This is a genomic window from Paracoccus xiamenensis (assembly GCF_011308835.1).
Lineage (GTDB): Bacteria > Pseudomonadota > Alphaproteobacteria > Rhodobacterales > Rhodobacteraceae > Paracoccus > Paracoccus xiamenensis.
This window is the reverse complement of record NZ_JAAOHY010000005.1, coordinates 12,616-28,726: the sequence shown is the minus strand read 5'-3', so window position 1 is coordinate 28,726 and position 16,111 is coordinate 12,616. Positions and strand designations below refer to the sequence as shown.

Genomic DNA, 16,111 nt, shown 5'->3' with positions numbered 1-16,111 from the left:
TCCTTGCGTCGCAGCATTGGAGACCCAGCACTGACGGGAAGGAAAGGAATGCCCATACTGGTCGCATGCGACCGGCAAGGCATCCGCACCGTCCCTACGCCAGTATGAACTGGATCAGGTTCGTAGGGTCACTGCGCTGCCTTGCGGCCCAGCCGAATCTCAGCCCCTTGTCGGGACCCCCCTGGTGGAAGCCGCACCATGTGCGCCAGTCCGACCGCTGTCAACAGATCTGAGCAAGAGTGCGCTCGGTCTCCGATCAGTGATTGGGGAACTGGTGACAGCGTGCCTTTGGGGGCGGCCTCGGACCTCGTGCAATGATGGACTTTGCGTCATGGCCGGGGTAGGAGACCTGCAAATCTGCCGAGGAGCATGTGATGATTACCGTTCTCGCCCATAAATCGCCCGATACCGACGCCACCGGCTCGCCCATCATCTGGGCCTGGTACCTGAATGAGGTCCGCAAGACCCCGGCGCGCGCGATCCTGCAAGGCACGCCGAACACCGAAGCCGCCTGGATGCTGACCCGCTGGGGGCAGGACATGCCGGAAATCGTGACCGAGCTGGCCGCCGGCGATCAGGTCGTGATCTGTGACACCAACAATCCCGCAGAACTGCCCGCCGCGATCAACGACACCGAGATTCTGGAAATCATCGACCACCACATGCTGGTGGGCGGTCTGAAGACCCGCACCCCGATCAACATCACCATCCGTCCGCTGGCCTGCACCGCAACCATCATGCACGACCTGATCGGCGACGATCTGGCCGCAGCGCCCGATTGGGTGAAGGGTGTGATGCTGACCTGCATCCTGTCGGACACGCTGGAATTCCGCAGCCCGACCACCACGCCCCATGACCGCGCCGTGGCTGAAAAGCTGGCCGCTGGCCTTGGCATCGACGTGTCGGAATATGCGGCAGAGATGTTTGCCGCCAAGTCGGACGTGTCTGCCTTTGATGATGCGGACCTGCTGCGCATGGACAGCAAGGAATTCGAGCTGGACGGCAAGAAGCTGCGCGTCTCGGTTCTGGAAACGACGGCGCCCAAGGTCCTGCTGGACCGCAAGGATGCGCTGCTGGCTGCGATGCCGGGCGTTGCCGCGGCGGACGGCGCCGACGAGGTGCTGCTGTTCATCGTCGACATCCTGAACGAGGAAGCGACGCTGCTGGTGCCGAATGATTACGTCAAGCAGGTTGCAGAAGCCTCGTTCGGCGTGCCGGTCGCGGGCGATACGGTCGTGCTGCCGGGCATCATGTCGCGCAAGAAGCAGATCATTCCTTCGCTGAAGCTGTGATCTGAGACGAAGGCCGGGGGCTGTCTGCCCCCGGACCCCCGAGGATATTTTGACCAGGGTGAAGACATGACGCGGATCATCGGATCGCTTTCCGAGATTGCCACCGATTATGACGTGCTTTTCTGCGACCTTTGGGGCTGCGTTCATAACGGGATCGAGGCCTATCCGGCGGCGATTGCCGCCTTGCAGGAATATCGGGGCGGTGGCGGGCTGGTTTGTCTGATGACCAATGCGCCGCGCCCGGCCGCCCAGGTCGAGGCGTCCTTCGGTCGGCTGGGGATTCCGCGCGATGCCTGGGACGCGATCGTCACCTCGGGCGATGCTGCGCAGGATGCGATGTTCGCGGGTGCTGTTGGTCGCAAGGTCTGGCATCTGGGGCCGGCAAAGGATGATGCGTTTTTCGACGTGCCGCCGGAATGGAAGGACGCGCCCCGGATCGAGCGGGTGCCGTTGGAAGAAGCCGAGGGCATCGTCTGCACCGGACCTTTTGACGAGGATACCGAGACGCCCGAAGATTACCGCTCACGCCTGATGCTGGCCCGGGTCAATGGGCTGAAGCTTCTGTGCGCCAATCCAGACATCGTTGTCGATCTGGGCGAGCGGCGGATCTATTGCGCCGGTGCGATTGCGGAATTCTATACCGATATGGGCGGGCAATCGCTGTATTTCGGCAAGCCGCATCCGCCGATCTATGATCTGGCGCGGCGCAGGTTGCACATGAAGGAAGGTGCGCGCGTCTTGTGCGTGGGTGATGGTATCAGGACCGACATCGCCGGCGCGGTGGGCGAGGGGCTGGATTCGCTGTTCATCACCGGCGGTCTGGCGGCAGAGCATATGGGCGCTGATGTCGAGGCCCCCGAGGCCCAGCTGCTGGAGGAGTGGCTGCGCCCGCAGATGATGGCGCCCACTTTCGCGATGGGCCGGCTGCGCTGAGTGGCGCTGTATTTCGCCTATGGTTCGAACATGCTGGCGGCGCGGCTGGTGGCGCGCTGCCCCTCGGCCCGGGTAATCGGGCGGGCTGATGTTACGGGCTTTCGGGTGGCTTTCGACAAGATCGGGCAGGACGGTTCCGGCAAGGCGACTCTGGTAGCGGGCGAAGGGGTCGTGCCGGGCGTGCTGTACGATCTGGCCGACGCGGATGTGAATTTGCTGGACCAGATCGAGGGGCTGGGGCGCGGCTATGACCGCGTCACGTTGGATCTGGGCGACCGGCAGGCGATGGCCTATCTGGCGCCGCCGCAGTCCCGCGCCGCCGGGATGCCGCCCTTCGACTGGTATCTGGCGCTGGTGCTGGCAGGCGCGCGCGAGGCGGGCCTGCCCGGCGATTGGATCGCCCGGCTGGCGGCCGAACCCGCCATCCCCGATCCCGAACCCGACCGCCCGCGCCGGGTCGAGGCGCTGGCGTTGCTGGCCGGCTAGTCTGCGCGGCTTGCAACCGGGCCGTGGCTGCGCGATATGCAGGAAACGGCGGGCCGTCCGCCACAGAGTGACCATGCCGGGTCTGCCCCGGAAGGGGGCGAGTTGCATATCCATCAGCATTGGACCGGATTGCCGGCCTCGGCGCGTGGGGCATCGGTGGCGATGGGGAATTTCGATGGCGTCCATCGCGGTCATCGCGCGGTGATCGACGCCGCCCGTGCGGCCTGCGAGGCGCCGCTGGGTGTTGTCACGTTTGAACCCCATCCGCGTGAGTTCTTTGCCCCCGACGCCCCCCCTTTCCGGCTGATGAATGCCGAAGCCCGCGCGAACCGGTTGCGCCGGCTGGGGGTCGAGCACTTGTTCGAGCTGCCTTTCGGTCCGGTGCTGGCCGGGCTGAGCCCCGAGGTTTTCGCCCGCGACGTGCTGGCCGAAGGCTTGGGCGTGGCCCATGTCACCGTCGGGCAGGATTTCTTCTTTGGCAAAGGCCGGGCCGGCGATTCCGACACCCTTTGCGATCTGGGCCGCCGCTTTGGCTTTGGCGTCACTGTGGCGCCGCTGGTGGGCGAGGACGGGCGCGACTTTTCCTCGACCGCGATCCGGCAAGCGCTGACCGAAGGCCGCACCCGCGATGCCGAACGCATGCTGGGCCATTGGCACCGGATCGAGGGCGAGGTGCTGCATGGCGAAAAGCGCGGGCGCGAGCTGGGCTATCCGACCGCGAACATGTCGGTCGACGGGCTGCATCTGCCGAAGCTGGGCGTCTATGCGGTGCTGGCCGATGTGCTGGGTGGCCCGCACAAGGGCAGCTGGCCGGGCGTGGCGAGCCTTGGTGTGCGGCCGATGTTTGGCGACAACCGCCCCAATCTGGAAGTCCATCTGTTCGATTTCGAAGGCGATCTTTACGGAGAACACCTGTCGGTCGCTTTGGTCGAATATCTGCGGCCCGAGATGAAATTCGACGGGCTTCAGGCACTGGTCGACCAGATGGACCGCGACAGCGCCGAGGCCCGCGCGATCCTGTCGGCGTCCTGATGCGCCCCCGTTTCTGGGAATTGCCGCTGCGCGACCTCGACAGCCGCGAATGGGAGGCGCTGTGCGACGGCTGCGGCAAGTGCTGCCTGAACAAGCTGGAATTCGAAGACACGGACGAACTGGCCTTTACCCGCATCGCCTGCCGGCTGCTGGACGGGCAGACCTGCCGCTGCACGCGTTACGAGACGCGGCACCAATATGTGCCCGAATGTGTCAGCCTGACGCCCGACAAGATCAAGGATATCACCTATTGGTTGCCCGCCACCTGCGCCTATAGGCTGCGGGCCGAGGGGCGGGCGCTGCCCGAGTGGCACTATCTGATCAGCGGCGACCGCGAGGCGGTGCACCGGGCGGGGGCCTCGGTCCGGGGGTGGACGTTGTCCGAGGCCGCGATCCCCGAGGAAGACTGGGAAGATTACATTATCGAGGATCTGTCATGAATTTCGCTTCCGATAATTGTTCTGGCGTGCATCCCTCGGTCATGGCGGCGCTTGCGGCGGCGAACGAGGGGCATGTCGCATCCTATGGCAATGATGCGCTGACCCGCGCGGCCGAGGATCGTGTGCGCGAGGTACTGGATGCGCCCGAAGCAGTGGTGCTGTTCACCGCCACCGGAACGGCGGCGAATGCAATCGCGCTTGGCGGTGCCGTGCAGCCGTGGCAGCGGATCTTCTGCAACGAGGACGCCCATATCGAGACATCGGAATGCGCCGCGCCCGAGATGTTCACCGGCGGCGCCAAGTTGACGCTGATCCCGGGTGAGGGCGGGCTGATCGACGCAGATGCGCTGGATCGCGCGGCGTCATTCTGGGCGGGCGAGGGCTTGGGCGGCGGCAAGCCGGGGGCGATTTCCATCACCAACGCGACCGAATGGGGCCGGGTCTGGACGCCCGGCATGGTGACCGAAATCGCCGCCATCGCCCGCCAGCACAAGCTGGTGCTGCATATGGACGGCGCGCGCTTTGCCAATGCGGTCGCGGCCAGCGGGGCCGTACCTGCGGATGTGACCCATCGCGCCGGTGTCGATCTTCTGTCTTTCGGCGGCACCAAGAACGGCGGCATGGGGGTCGAGGCGGTCGTGGCCTTCGATCCCGAACTGGCCGACCGGCTGGCCTTTACCCGCAAGCGCAGCGGTCATCTTTTGTCCAAGCACCGCTATCTGTCGGCGCAATTCTATGCACTGCTGGAGGCCGGGTTATGGCTGGATCTGGCAGGCCATGCGAACGAAATGGCCGCGCTTCTGGCCGAAGGGCTGAACAGCGTCGACGGCGCGCGGCTGGCCCATCCTGCCGAGGCCAATCAGGTTTTCGCCGTGCTGCCCGCCGATGCTCATGACCGGGCGCGGGCGGCCGGTGCCACCTATTTCAAATGGTCCTCGTTGGACGAAACGGATCAGGACGAGGTCACCGTCCGTTTCGTCTGCGGCTGGAACACCACCGATGCCGAGGTCGAGGCGCTGCTGGTCGCATTGCGCGGCTGACCCTTCAGGCGCGGTCGAGGTTCATTCGTACCAGATCGGCCACCGCTTCGGCATGGGTCAAGGGCAGCATATGCCCTGCATCCGGCACATTCGCGCGACCGACATCGGGCAGGCGGGCGGCCAAGGCCTCGGCGATGTCGTGAATGATCGGTGGCGATTGGGCGCCAGAAATCAGCATCACCGGCGCCTCGATCCCTTCCAGACCGCCCTCGCGCAGGATATTGGCGCGGTCCTCCATCAGGAAGGCGTTGGTGTCCAGGACCAGCCTCATCTGCTTGCGCAAGCGGTCGGCGCGGGCGGGATCGTCCGGGATGGCGCCCGCACCCGGTGCGCCCCAATCGGACATGAACTGGCCGATCATGCCGTCAATGTCGTCCGCCGCCGCAAAGGGGGCGAGGCGGTCATTCTCGGCCTGACGTGCAGGGGCAGGGGCGGCGGCGAACAGCACCGGCTCGATCAGGGTCAGTGACCGGATCGCCTGAGGTGCGCCTACGGCGATGCGCAGGGCCACGGTTGCGCCAAAGCTGTGCCCGATCAGGTCCAGCGGGCGGTCGATCATCCCGGCGGCGTGGCGGGTCACGAATGTATGCAGGTCGATCCCGTCCACGGGCTGCCAGTCGGGGCTGCGGCCGTGGCCGGGATTGTCGAAGGCGCGCAGGTCGATCACCCCGCCCAGATGCTCGGCCATCGGCCGCCAGGCATTGCTGCTGCCCATCATGCAATGCAGCGCCAGTGCCGGGCGGTCGGGATCGCCCGGGAAGTGACGTTCGAACGGTGTCACGTCGCTCATGCGGTTGCCAGGTGATCGGCCAGGAAGGTCAGGCGGTCCTGGCCCCAGAATTTCTGCCCCGTCTCGCGCACGACATAGAAGGGCGCGCCAAAGACGCCGGCGGCTACCGCATCTTCCAGATTGCGGCCATATTGTTCTGCGCCCACGAACAGCCCCTTGTCGGCAATGGCCGGATCAAAGCCATTCGCGGCCAGCACGTCGCGGATGACTGCATCGTCCGAAACGTCGCGGTTCTCGGCCCAGACCGCGCGCAGGAAGCCGCGCACCAGCGCGCCGATATCGCCCTCGCCCGCGGCCTGCGCCGCGATCACCACATAAGAAGACGGGGCCATGTTCACCGGGAAATGCGCCGGGCGCAGGTTGAATGGCACCTTCAGATACGCCGCCCAGCGGGTCAGTTCCTGCATGCGATAGTCCAAACGGCTCTCGTGGCGATCGGCAGGCTTCAGGCCGCCAGTGCGCGGGAAAAGCTGCATCAGATCGACGGGCTTATAGGTAACGGTTGCCTTGTGTTCCTTGGCGATCCGCTCCAGCCGGTCGCCCGCCAGATAGCACCATGGGCTGATTGTGCCGAGATAATAGTCGATATGTGCCATTTCACGCTCCATCGCAGGGTGATGCGGGCTGTTGATGTTTGCGGGCAGGCTAACGCGGTGCTAAGTCCCCTGCAATCGCCCGAATCCCGCCCCTCGAAGGACTGCCCCATGCCCGCGATGACCGAACCCAAGCTGATTTCCGGTAATGCCAACAAGCCTCTGGCGCTTGCCATCGCGCGGCGGATGTCGATGCACAGGGGGATGAACGTCGCCCCGGTCGACGCACGGGTCGAGCGTTTCAACGATCAGGAAATCTTCGTCGAGGTGTTCGACAACGTGCGCGGCGAGGATATGTATATCATCCAGCCGACCTCGAACCCGGCCAATGACAACCTGATGGAACTGCTGATCATGACAGATGCGCTGAAGCGGTCCTCGGCCGCGCGCATCACCGCCGTGATCCCCTATTTCGGCTATGCCCGTCAGGACCGCCGTGCCAAGGCGCGTACCCCGATCAGCGCCAAGCTGGTGGCAAACATGCTGACAAAGGCGGGCGTCGACCGCGTTCTGACCCTGGATCTGCACGCAACGCAGATTCAGGGTTTCTTCGATATCCCGGTCGATAACCTTTACGCCGCGCCCGTGTTTGCGCTGGATATCAAGCACAACTTCAAGGGCCGCATGGACGACCTGATGGTCGTGTCGCCGGATGTGGGCGGTGTGGCCCGCGCGCGAGAGATCGCGCAGCGGATCAACGTGCCGATGGCCATCGTCGACAAGCGCCGCGAAAAGGCGGGCGAGATCGCCGACATGACCGTGATCGGGGACGTGACCGGCAAGACCTGTATCATCGTCGATGACATTTGCGACACGGCCGGTACGCTGGTGAAAGCTGCGCAACTGCTGATCGACCACGGCGCGGCCGAGGTCCACGCCTATATTACCCACGGCGTCCTGTCCGGCCCGGCGGTCGAGCGGGTGTCGAATTCGGTGATGAAGTCGCTGGTTATCACCGATTCCATCGACCAGCCCGATGCGGTGAAAAACTGCGCGAATATCCGCATCGTGCCGACCGCGCCGATGTTTGCGCAGGCCATCATCAATACGTGGAACGGCACCTCGGTCAGTTCGCTGTTCGAATTGGACACGCTGGGGCCGCTGTATGAGGGCCTTTATTCCGGGGCTTGATCCCGGCTGAAATGCAAGGCGCCGCGCCCGTCAGAACGACCGGCGCGGCGTTTTCATATCCGGCGGCTAGGCTTGGCCGCCGAAACCGTAGGTCTCGGTCACATAATCGATATCCTTGTCGCCCCGCCCGGACAGGTTGATCAGGATCGTCTTGCCGGGGTTTTTCGGGGCCTCGCGCAGCGCGAAGGCGACGGCATGGGCGCTTTCCAGCGCCGGGATGATTCCTTCGCGGCGGGACAGGCGATAGAAGGCATCCAGCGCCTCGCGGTCGTCGGCCGCCACATAATTTGCCCGTCCGGTGCGGTGCAGATAGGCGTGTTCCGGCCCGACACCCGGATAATCCAGACCCGATGCGACCGTATGGACCGGGGCCGGATTGCCGTCCTTGTCCTTCAGCACCATCGTCTTGAAGCCGTGAATGTCGCCATCCTCGCCATAGGTGATCGTCGCCGCGTGATCGCCCAGATTGGACGAGGTGCCAAGCGGTTCGACACCGTACAGCGCCACGCCTTCATCGTCGATAAAGCCCGCAAACATGCCCATCGCGTTCGATCCGCCGCCGACGCAGGCCGCGACCATATCGGGCAGGTGGCCGGTCATTTCCAGAAACTGTTCGCGCGCCTCGATGCCGACGACATGCTGGAAATCGCGCACCATCATCGGGAAGGGGTGGGGGCCGACGACGCTGCCGATGGCGAACAGCGCGGTTTCGGCCTGTTCTACATACGACTGGAAGCAGCTGTCGACGGCTTCTTTCAGCGACCGCCCGCCAAAACCCACGGGCACCACCTCGGCCCCCAGAAGCTTCATGCGGGTGACGTTCGGGGCTTCCTTGGCGATGTCGATCTCGCCCATGTGGATTTCGCATTCCAGCCCGAAATAGGCCGCCGCCGTCGCCAGCGCCACGCCATGCTGGCCCGCCCCGGTTTCTGCCATGACCTTGGTCTTGCCCATATGCTTGGCCAGCAGGGCTTCTGCCATGCAGTGGTTCAGCTTATGGGCGCCGGTATGGTTCAGATCCTCGCGCTTGGCATAGATCTGCGCGCCGCCGCAATCGGCGGACAGGTTGCCCAGATAGCTGACGGGCGTCGGACGGCCCTGAAAATGCTTGCGGATAAAGCGCAGCTCACTGATGAAATCTGCCGAACGCGACAGCGTCAGATAGGCCTTCTCGATCGCCGCGAACTGATCGACCAGAACGGGCGGCAGGTCGGCCCCGCCATATGCCCCGAAAAAGCCCTTCGCATCGGGATGCGATTTCAGATAGCCCATGTATGTCCCCCCTTGCCACCGGCCCGCTTCGGGGCCTGTTTTATGTCCCGTTATCCGGGGCTCAGCGCCCGTCGAGGCGCACGAAATCCATCACGCTGCCCTGACCGGGCTGCACATCCGCCCAGTCGTCGATCTGGAAATCGACCACCAGGGTTGCCGCAGTCGGATACTTGCGAAATTCCGGGTCCAGCGGCACCCGTGCGGGCAGGCTGGCGGCAAATTCGGCGATGCCGGGGTTGTGCCCGATCATCATCACCGTGGGCGCCGTGGCGCTGCGCAGCACCTCCAGCAAGGTGGCAGGGTTGGCGTGAAACAGACGGTCGTCAAAGCGCAGCTGCGGACGAACCTCCAGCGCGGCGCTTGCAACTTCATCCCAGGTCTCGCGCGTGCGCTTTGACGGGGAACAGATAACCTCCTCGGGCTCATAGCCGCGCGAGGCGATGAAATCGCCCAGCAACCGGGCCGAGCGGCGACCGCGACCGTTCAGCGGGCGGTCGAAATCCTCCAGCGAGGGGTCATCCCAGGCCGATTTGGCATGCCGGGTCAGGATCAGGCGACGATGTCCGGTAGGGGTCATTGGGAAACGGCCTCTCATGCCACGCGAATGAGGGAGAGCCTGCCATAGGTTATGCGGGCAGGGCAAGCGCCAGAAACGGCGTTTTCGGATCGAAATTTCGGCTGCGATTCAAGGCCCTGCGCGCGGCCGGATTTGCCAGCGCTTACAGTCCGCTGTCGCCCTGGCGCAGGCCCCGCGGCTTGATCCGCGGTTCGGTCGAACGGATCAGACTGCCCGCGCCGTGTTCGGTGAACAGTTCCAGCAGGGTCGCGTTGGGGACCCGCCCGTCCAGAATCACCACCGCGCGCACCCCGTCTTCCAACGCCTTCAGCGCGGTTTCAGTCTTGGGGATCATGCCGCCTGCAATGGTGCCTTGGGCGATCATCTGGCGCACCTGATCGGGCGTCATCGCGGTCAGCACCTCGCCCGAGGCATCCTTGACCCCCGACACATCGGTCAGCAGCAACAGCCGGTCGGCCCTCAGGGCGCCGGCGATGGCACCGGCGGCGGTGTCGCCATTGACGTTGAAGGTCTCGTTATCTTCCATGCCCGTCGCGACCGGGGCGATGACCGGGATCAGGCCAGCCAGATACAAATCGCGGATGATCTGGACGTTCATCTCGACCGGGCGGCCGACGAAACCCAGTTCCGGGTCATCGGGTTCGCAGACCATCAGGTCGTCATCCTTGCCGGAAATACCGATGGCGCGACCGCCCGCATCGTTGATCGCCTGCACGATGCGCTTGTTGACGAGGCCCGACAGCACCATCTCCACCACCTCGACGGTTTCCTTGGTGGTGACGCGCTTGCCGCGCACAAAGCTGCTTTCGATGCCCAGCTTGCCCAGCAGGTCATTGATCATCGGGCCGCCGCCATGGACCACGACAGGGTGTATGCCCACCTGCTTCATCAGCACGATGTCGGATGCGAATTTCGCCATTTCGGCATCGTCGCCCATGGCGTTGCCGCCGAACTTCACCACCACGACGGCGCCGGAATAGCGCTGCATATAGGGCAGGGCTTCGGACAGGGTGGCGGCGGCGGCGGCGAAATCTCGGGTCATGTCCTGTTGTCTCATCATGCGATCCACTGAGCCTGAGGCAGGTTAGGGGCAGGCGGCGTCTGCGTCCAGTAAGAGGCTTGGCCTAGTCCAGCCCGGCAATGATCGCGCGCAGCGTGGCGATGCCCTCGCCTTTTTCGGACGAGGTGACGACCAGTTCGGGATAGGCGGCAGGGTGCTTTTGCAGTTCTTCCTCGACCTGAGCGATCACCGGCTTCAGCGCGTTGGGGCCAAGCTTGTCGGTCTTGGTCATCACCACCTGAAAGGGGACGGCGGACCGGTCCAGCAGGGTCATGATCTCGTGATCGACCGGTTTGATGCCGTGGCGGGCGTCGATCAGGCAGAAGGCCCGGCGCAGGGTCGGGCGTCCGGCCAGATAGTTCTTCAACAGCGCCTGCCATTTCGCCACCACAGCGACCGGCGCCTTGGCAAAGCCATAACCCGGCAGGTCGACCAGATAGGCCCGGTCGCCAAGCGCGAAATAGTTGATTTCCTGCGTGCGCCCCGGCGTGTTCGAGGCCCGCGCCAGGGCTTTCCGGCCCGTCAGCGCATTGATGAGGCTGGATTTCCCGACATTCGAGCGACCGGCAAAGCAGACTTCGGGGCGGTCGGCGGCCGGCAGGCCGTCCATGGCGACGACGCCCTTCACGAAATCCACGGGGCCCGCGAACAGCTGACGCGCGGCCTCGCCGGTTTCTGCGTCGGGTTCGGGGGCGATGGGGAAGGCTACTTTCATGGCGTAATGGCCTCGGCGTCGGTGTCGCTCAGCGTGATTTCGGCCAGTTCGGCGATCAGGGCACCGCGGGTGACTTCGGCATAGACGCCGAAATGGGGCTGACCATTTGCCTCGGTCAGGGTGCGGACCATGTCGATATCGGGCGCGCCGGTGTCGGTGTCGACCGAAGTGGCGGCGCAGCGCCCGATGGGTTCGCGCACCACCAACTCGGCCTCGCCGATGCGGATGGTCTTGCCGATCCAGTTCAGCTCGGCAAAGGGATCGAAGCCCTCGATCCACAGGTTGCCGCGCCAGCGTTCCGTACCCAGACGCTTGCCGAGCAGGTTTTCGATGCTGTTCAGGCTGTCGATGGCGTTGATCGAGACATAGGGCTTGCGGGTGTCGGTCAGCGCCTCGGGGCCAGAGACGAGCCGCGCCGGGGCGGGCTTGTCATCGGGCCAGATCGGGCGCAGCCAGTCGATCAGCCGGTCGCGGTCCGCCGGGTCATGGGGGACAACGGTGATGGTGCCGAGATCCGGGTGGTGCAGCGCCAGCCCGTCACCGCGCAACCCACCGCTGACCGCCTGCAGGCCGGGACCGGCGGCACCGCGCAGAAAGGCCGATTTTGGCATCCAGCCGGCGATTTCGTCCCCGTCACCCAGCTGATCCGCCAGCCGCTCCAGCGTGGTTTCGTGCAGCACGGCCCAGTGCCGGTCAAACGGCAGCCTCTCAGCCCGGGTCAGGCGCACGTGGTCCAGCCGTTCACGCCCGATGGATTTCACCGGATAGCGCCAGATCTGTTCCAGCCGGCCGGTCACTTGCTTTTCCGCACCCGGACGCTGTCACGGATATTCCCGAACAGGTTCGGCGGGTGTCCGTGCATCGACATGATCGCGTATTGCTGGCCAATGGTGATGACGTTGTTGGTGATCCAGTACAGCACCAGACCCGACGCAAAGCCGCCCAGCATGAACATGAAGATCCACGGCATCCAGGCAAAGATCATCTTTTGCGCGGGATCGGTGGGGGCAGGGTTCAGCTTTTGCTGCATCCACATCGAGATGCCCAGGATGATCGCCATCAGCGACAGCGACAGGATCCCCAGCATGCTGTCACGCGCCGGGACATCCCAGGGCAACAGGCCGAACAGGTTCAGGATCGAGGACGGATCGGGTGCGGAAAGGTCGCGGATCCAGCCCAGCCAGGGGGCCTGACGCAGTTCCAGCGTGACGAAGATCACCTTGTAGAGGCTGAAGAAGATCGGGATCTGGATCAGGATCGGCAGACAGCCCGCGGCAGGGTTGACCTTTTCACGCTTGTACAGCGCCATCACTTCCTGCTGGTATTTCTGGCGGTCCTCGCCGGTGCGTTCCTTGATCGCCTCCATCTCGGGCTGAAGCTCGCGCATGCGCGCCATCGAGACATAGGACTTGCGGGCCAGCGGGAAGACGATGGCTTTCAGGATGAAGGTCAGCGCGATGATCGACCAGCCCATGTTGCCGATCATGGCGTTCAGCCAGTGCAGCACGCGGAAGATCGGCTTGGTCAGGAAGTAGAACCAGCCCCAGTCGATCGAATCGACAAAGCGCTGAATGCCGGGCGATTCTTCGTAACCGCGGATGGTTTCCCATTCCTTGGCGCCGGCGAACAGATAGCTTTCGCTCGACGCGCTGGCGCCGGGGGCAACGGTCACCACCGGGAAGCGGGTCTCGGTCTGATAGATGTCGGCGCCGTCGGTGTATTTCGCCACGGCGGTGAAGGGCTGGCCGGGCTTCGGGGCCAGCGTCGTCATCCAGTATTTGTCGGTGAAGCCGATCCAGCCGTTTTCGGCCACGTCGACCACTTCGGCGCGGCCCTCGCGTTCGACCGGGTCCAGCTTGGTCAGGTTCTTGTATTTCGATTCGAACAGCTCACCGTCGGTCATGGCGACCGCGCCTTCGTGCAGCACGAAATAGTTCTGGGTGTCGGGCTGACCGTGACGGGCGATGATGCCGTAAGGGGCGGCAGCAAAGGGGGTGCCGGCGGTGTTTTCGACCGACTGGGTGACGGTGAACAGGTATTTGTCATCCATCGCGAAGGTGCGGCGGAAGATCTGGCCCTGGCCGTTGTCCCAGCGCAGCGTGACCGGGGTCGACGGCGTCAGCATCTCGCCCGTTTCCAGCTGCCAGACAGTGCTGGCATTGGGGACAGCGGCCGGGTCGGTGCCAGCGGCCGGGCTCCAGCCATAGACGGCGTAATAGGGTTTGCTGACCACGGTTTCCAGCGCGCCGCCGGGCGCCACAGAAGAACCGGTCTCGGTTGTTTCGACGAAATTGCTGTCGGTGGGAGTCAGCAGGCGGACATAGGGCGAATTGGCTTCCAGCGTTTCGCGGTATTTGGTCAGCAGAAGGTCATCGACGCGACCACCGGCCAGTGAGATCGAGCCCGAGAGCGAGTCGCTCTGGATATTCACGCGCGCCGCACTTGCCGACGGGTCCTGAGGTCCGGTCGCCACGGGCGCGGCACCGGCAGGGGCCTGCGTCGTGCCGCTGACCGCAGCCGGGGCGCCGGGCTGCGTCTGCGTGACCGCCTCGGGTTCCGGGGCCGGGGGCGGCTCGGGCGCGAAGAAGGTGAACCAGACCAACACCACCAGCATGGAAAGCACCATGGCCAGGATCAGATTGCGGTTATTGTCTTCCATACGGTTTCCGAGCCCTCTGTTGTCAGGGGAGGGTTCAACAGAAGGGCTGCGCAAAGGTCAAGGTGAATCACGAGGAATCGCTGCGTTCGCAGGGCTCGAAGGCGGATTTTTGGGCCGTGCGGGCGGTGCCGATACGCCATGAACTCGCATTCTTGATGCAAGGGCACACAAGATGCGGGGGCGAGCCTGCGACGACGGCAATGCGAGAATAGATCCTCACAGACCGGTCCGTGAAAACCCGTGTATGCACAATCAACCTTGCAGAGGCAGACGCAAGAAGGCCCGGTTTCCCGCTATCAGGCCGCGGGACGGGGCTGCAGCAACTGGCGGGATTGGATGCGCGCGTTTTCACGCAGGAAGTTCGATGCACCATCCGCGTCCAGCATCGGTGCCACGGCGTCGCCCTGCACGACCGAACAGCCGAGCTGGGCCAGAAAACCATGTTCGTCACGAGAGAGCACGCCGTCGGCGATGGTCGGAAGATCGTGATGTTCGGCCAGGGCAAGCAGCGACAACACGACCTGACCCCGGCCGGGGTCAAGGTGGCAATCGCGCAGCGCGCCAGATGGGATGCGCAGCCGGGCGATACGGATCTGTTGATCTTCAAGCAGTGCCAGCCCGTCGTGATCGAGGCAACACAACTCGACCCCGCAGCCGTGCCGACCCAGCAGTCCCAATCCGGCCAGGTTGCGGCCATGGCGGCGGTCGTCCGGGGCGGTGAAGATCAGCCGGTGGGTCTCAATCTCCTGTCGGTCGATTTCCCAGATCAGTGGCAGGGCCATCGCCTCGCTGCGGACCATGTCACTGGGCAATTGAATGGACAGGCAGGGCACGCGCAGCCCGGCATCATCCCATCGTTGCAACTGCCGCAACCCCAGGCGCAGCAACGCATCGGCATCGCCGGCCAGATGGTCCGGCGCGAAGATCTGGACCGAGGCGACCTGCCCGGTGTGGCAGCAGATTTGCGGTCGATATTGCGGCCCGGGCGCCGGACGGGTGGGCGTGGCGGGCGTGGTTCCGGCGGGCTGCATGTTGGTGCCGGGCAGTGACTGGTCGGGGTTGCGGTCCCGCGCGGTCAGCCGGCCCAAAAGTGTCCTGATGATCTGAAGCAACCGCATCCTGCATCCCGATTCGCGTTTCGTTCACAGCGAAACATACGAAAGACAGGTTTTTGTTCAGTTAATGTTCGCGCAGATTCGGCACGTCTTCGGCGGCATCCCGCGCCAGTCCGGGCCAGAGCCCGGCAAAATCGAACAGCTTCGGGTCGACCAGATGCGAGGGGCGGGTATTCATCAGCGCCCGGAACATCACCTGCCGGCGCCCCGGCGCGCGCGCCTCCCACTCGTCCAGCAGGCGCTTGACCTGCGCGCGCTGCAGCCCTTCTTGCGAACCGCAAAGGTCGCAGGGGATGATGGGATAATTCATGTCGCGGGCGAATTTTTCGCAATCGGCCTCGGCGACATAGGCGAGGGGGCGCAGGACCAGCAGATCGCCTTCCTCGTTCAGCAGCTTGGGCGGCATGGTTGCCAGGCGCCCGCCGTGGAACAGGTTCATGAAGAAGGTTTCCAGAATGTCGTCGCGGTGGTGACCCAGCACCACGGCCGAACAGCCTTCCTCGCGCGCGATCCGGTACAGATTGCCCCGCCGCAGACGCGAGCACAGGCTGCACATCGTGCCACCCGGCGCGATCTTGTCTGTGACGATGGAATAGGTGTCCTGATATTCGATTCGATGCGTGACCTCGCGATCAGTCAGAAATTCCGGCAGCACCGTTGCCGGAAAGCCGGGCTGGCCCTGGTCCAGATTGCAGGCCAGCAGGTCGACCGGCAGCAGCCCGCGCCACTTCAGTTCGTGCAAAATAGCCAGCAGGGTATAGCTGTCCTTGCCGCCCGACAGACAGACCAGCCAGCGATCGCCGGGGCGGATCATGCCGAAATCTTCAATCGCGGCGCGGGTTTCACGCACCAGACGCTTGCGCAGCTTGCGGAAGGCCGTGGTCGAGGGCGCGCCGCGAAACAGGGCGTGGATCTCCTCGGGGCCGTCATTGTCGTCGCGCTCGGCGATCTCGGCATGTTCGTTCATGGTGGCGCT

Annotated in this window: 17 protein-coding genes and 1 riboswitch; of the genes, 7 read left to right on the top strand and 10 right to left on the bottom strand. The window is 64.5% G+C overall.

What is annotated here, in order from left to right; all coding sequences use genetic code 11:
* Window positions 1–73: 73 nt before the first annotated feature.
* Window positions 74–193, bottom strand: a riboswitch (TPP riboswitch).
* Window positions 194–374: 181 nt separating this feature from the next.
* The 6 genes from G7044_RS11840 to G7044_RS11815 all read left to right on the top strand — a co-directional run bounded on the left by G7044_RS11840 (window position 375) and on the right by G7044_RS11815 (window position 5,223).
* Complete coding sequence (locus G7044_RS11840; protein WP_166329121.1) at window positions 375–1,292, top strand: manganese-dependent inorganic pyrophosphatase; 918 nt, start codon at window positions 375–377, stop codon at window positions 1,290–1,292.
* A 66-nt stretch (window positions 1,293–1,358) separates the two neighbouring features.
* Window positions 1,359–2,225: a TIGR01459 family HAD-type hydrolase gene (locus G7044_RS11835; RefSeq protein ID WP_166329120.1), complete on the top strand. Its 867-nt coding sequence runs from the start codon at window positions 1,359–1,361 to the stop codon at window positions 2,223–2,225.
* Complete coding sequence (locus G7044_RS11830; protein ID WP_166329119.1) at window positions 2,226–2,711, top strand: gamma-glutamylcyclotransferase family protein; 486 nt, start codon at window positions 2,226–2,228, stop codon at window positions 2,709–2,711.
* A gap of 102 nt (window positions 2,712–2,813) precedes the next feature.
* Window positions 2,814–3,743, top strand: coding sequence for a bifunctional riboflavin kinase/FAD synthetase (locus G7044_RS11825; protein ID WP_207630287.1), 930 nt, complete (start codon window positions 2,814–2,816; stop codon window positions 3,741–3,743).
* Window positions 3,743–4,183 (top strand): YcgN family cysteine cluster protein, encoded by a 441-nt coding sequence (locus G7044_RS11820; RefSeq protein WP_166329117.1) that lies wholly within the window; start codon window positions 3,743–3,745, stop codon window positions 4,181–4,183. Before G7044_RS11825 ends, G7044_RS11820 begins: the two co-directional genes overlap by 1 nt.
* Window positions 4,180–5,223 (top strand): threonine aldolase family protein, encoded by a 1,044-nt coding sequence (locus G7044_RS11815; RefSeq protein ID WP_166329116.1) that lies wholly within the window; start codon window positions 4,180–4,182, stop codon window positions 5,221–5,223. The genes G7044_RS11820 and G7044_RS11815 overlap by 4 nt, the downstream gene beginning before the upstream one ends.
* A gap of 4 nt (window positions 5,224–5,227) precedes the next feature.
* Here G7044_RS11815 and G7044_RS11810 read toward each other — a convergent pair whose 3' ends face one another.
* Together G7044_RS11810 and G7044_RS11805 are read right to left on the bottom strand one after the other, a co-directional pair.
* Window positions 5,228–6,013 (bottom strand): alpha/beta fold hydrolase, encoded by a 786-nt coding sequence (locus tag G7044_RS11810; RefSeq protein WP_166329115.1) that lies wholly within the window; start codon window positions 6,011–6,013, stop codon window positions 5,228–5,230.
* Window positions 6,010–6,609, bottom strand: a complete 600-nt coding sequence (locus tag G7044_RS11805; protein ID WP_166329114.1) for a 2-hydroxychromene-2-carboxylate isomerase — start codon at window positions 6,607–6,609, stop codon at window positions 6,010–6,012. Before G7044_RS11805 ends, G7044_RS11810 begins: the two co-directional genes overlap by 4 nt.
* Window positions 6,610–6,717: 108 nt before the next feature.
* On the opposite strand from G7044_RS11805, the gene G7044_RS11800 reads away from it, so the two are divergent.
* Complete coding sequence (locus G7044_RS11800; protein WP_166329113.1) at window positions 6,718–7,737, top strand: ribose-phosphate pyrophosphokinase; 1,020 nt, start codon at window positions 6,718–6,720, stop codon at window positions 7,735–7,737.
* 66 nt (window positions 7,738–7,803) lie between these two features.
* Here the strand turns inward: G7044_RS11800 and trpB are convergent, their stop codons facing one another.
* The 8 genes from trpB to ttcA all read right to left on the bottom strand — a co-directional run bounded on the left by trpB (window position 7,804) and on the right by ttcA (window position 16,102).
* Window positions 7,804–9,009: a tryptophan synthase subunit beta gene (trpB, locus tag G7044_RS11795; RefSeq protein ID WP_166329112.1), complete on the bottom strand. Its 1,206-nt coding sequence runs from the start codon at window positions 9,007–9,009 to the stop codon at window positions 7,804–7,806.
* 61 nt (window positions 9,010–9,070) lie between these two features.
* Window positions 9,071–9,586, bottom strand: a complete 516-nt coding sequence (locus G7044_RS11790) for a SixA phosphatase family protein (RefSeq protein ID WP_166329111.1) — start codon at window positions 9,584–9,586, stop codon at window positions 9,071–9,073.
* Window positions 9,587–9,728: 142 nt separating this feature from the next.
* Window positions 9,729–10,628, bottom strand: a complete 900-nt coding sequence (gene argB / locus G7044_RS11785) for an acetylglutamate kinase (RefSeq protein WP_166329110.1) — start codon at window positions 10,626–10,628, stop codon at window positions 9,729–9,731.
* A gap of 82 nt (window positions 10,629–10,710) precedes the next feature.
* Entirely contained in the window at window positions 10,711–11,361 is a 651-nt protein-coding gene (gene yihA / locus G7044_RS11780) for a ribosome biogenesis GTP-binding protein YihA/YsxC (RefSeq protein ID WP_166329109.1), read from the bottom strand.
* Window positions 11,358–12,158 carry an MOSC domain-containing protein gene (locus G7044_RS11775; protein ID WP_166329108.1) on the bottom strand — a complete coding sequence of 267 codons (801 nt, stop codon included), beginning with the start codon at window positions 12,156–12,158 and terminating at the stop codon, window positions 11,358–11,360. Before G7044_RS11775 ends, yihA begins: the two co-directional genes overlap by 4 nt.
* Complete coding sequence (gene yidC / locus G7044_RS11770; protein WP_166329107.1) at window positions 12,155–14,020, bottom strand: membrane protein insertase YidC; 1,866 nt, start codon at window positions 14,018–14,020, stop codon at window positions 12,155–12,157. Before yidC ends, G7044_RS11775 begins: the two co-directional genes overlap by 4 nt.
* Before the next feature lie 296 nt (window positions 14,021–14,316).
* Window positions 14,317–15,138: an EAL domain-containing protein gene (locus G7044_RS11765; protein WP_166329106.1), complete on the bottom strand. Its 822-nt coding sequence runs from the start codon at window positions 15,136–15,138 to the stop codon at window positions 14,317–14,319.
* Between the two features lie 61 nt (window positions 15,139–15,199).
* Window positions 15,200–16,102 (bottom strand): tRNA 2-thiocytidine(32) synthetase TtcA, encoded by a 903-nt coding sequence (gene ttcA, locus G7044_RS11760; RefSeq protein ID WP_166329105.1) that lies wholly within the window; start codon window positions 16,100–16,102, stop codon window positions 15,200–15,202.
* Window positions 16,103–16,111: the final 9 nt, after the last annotated feature.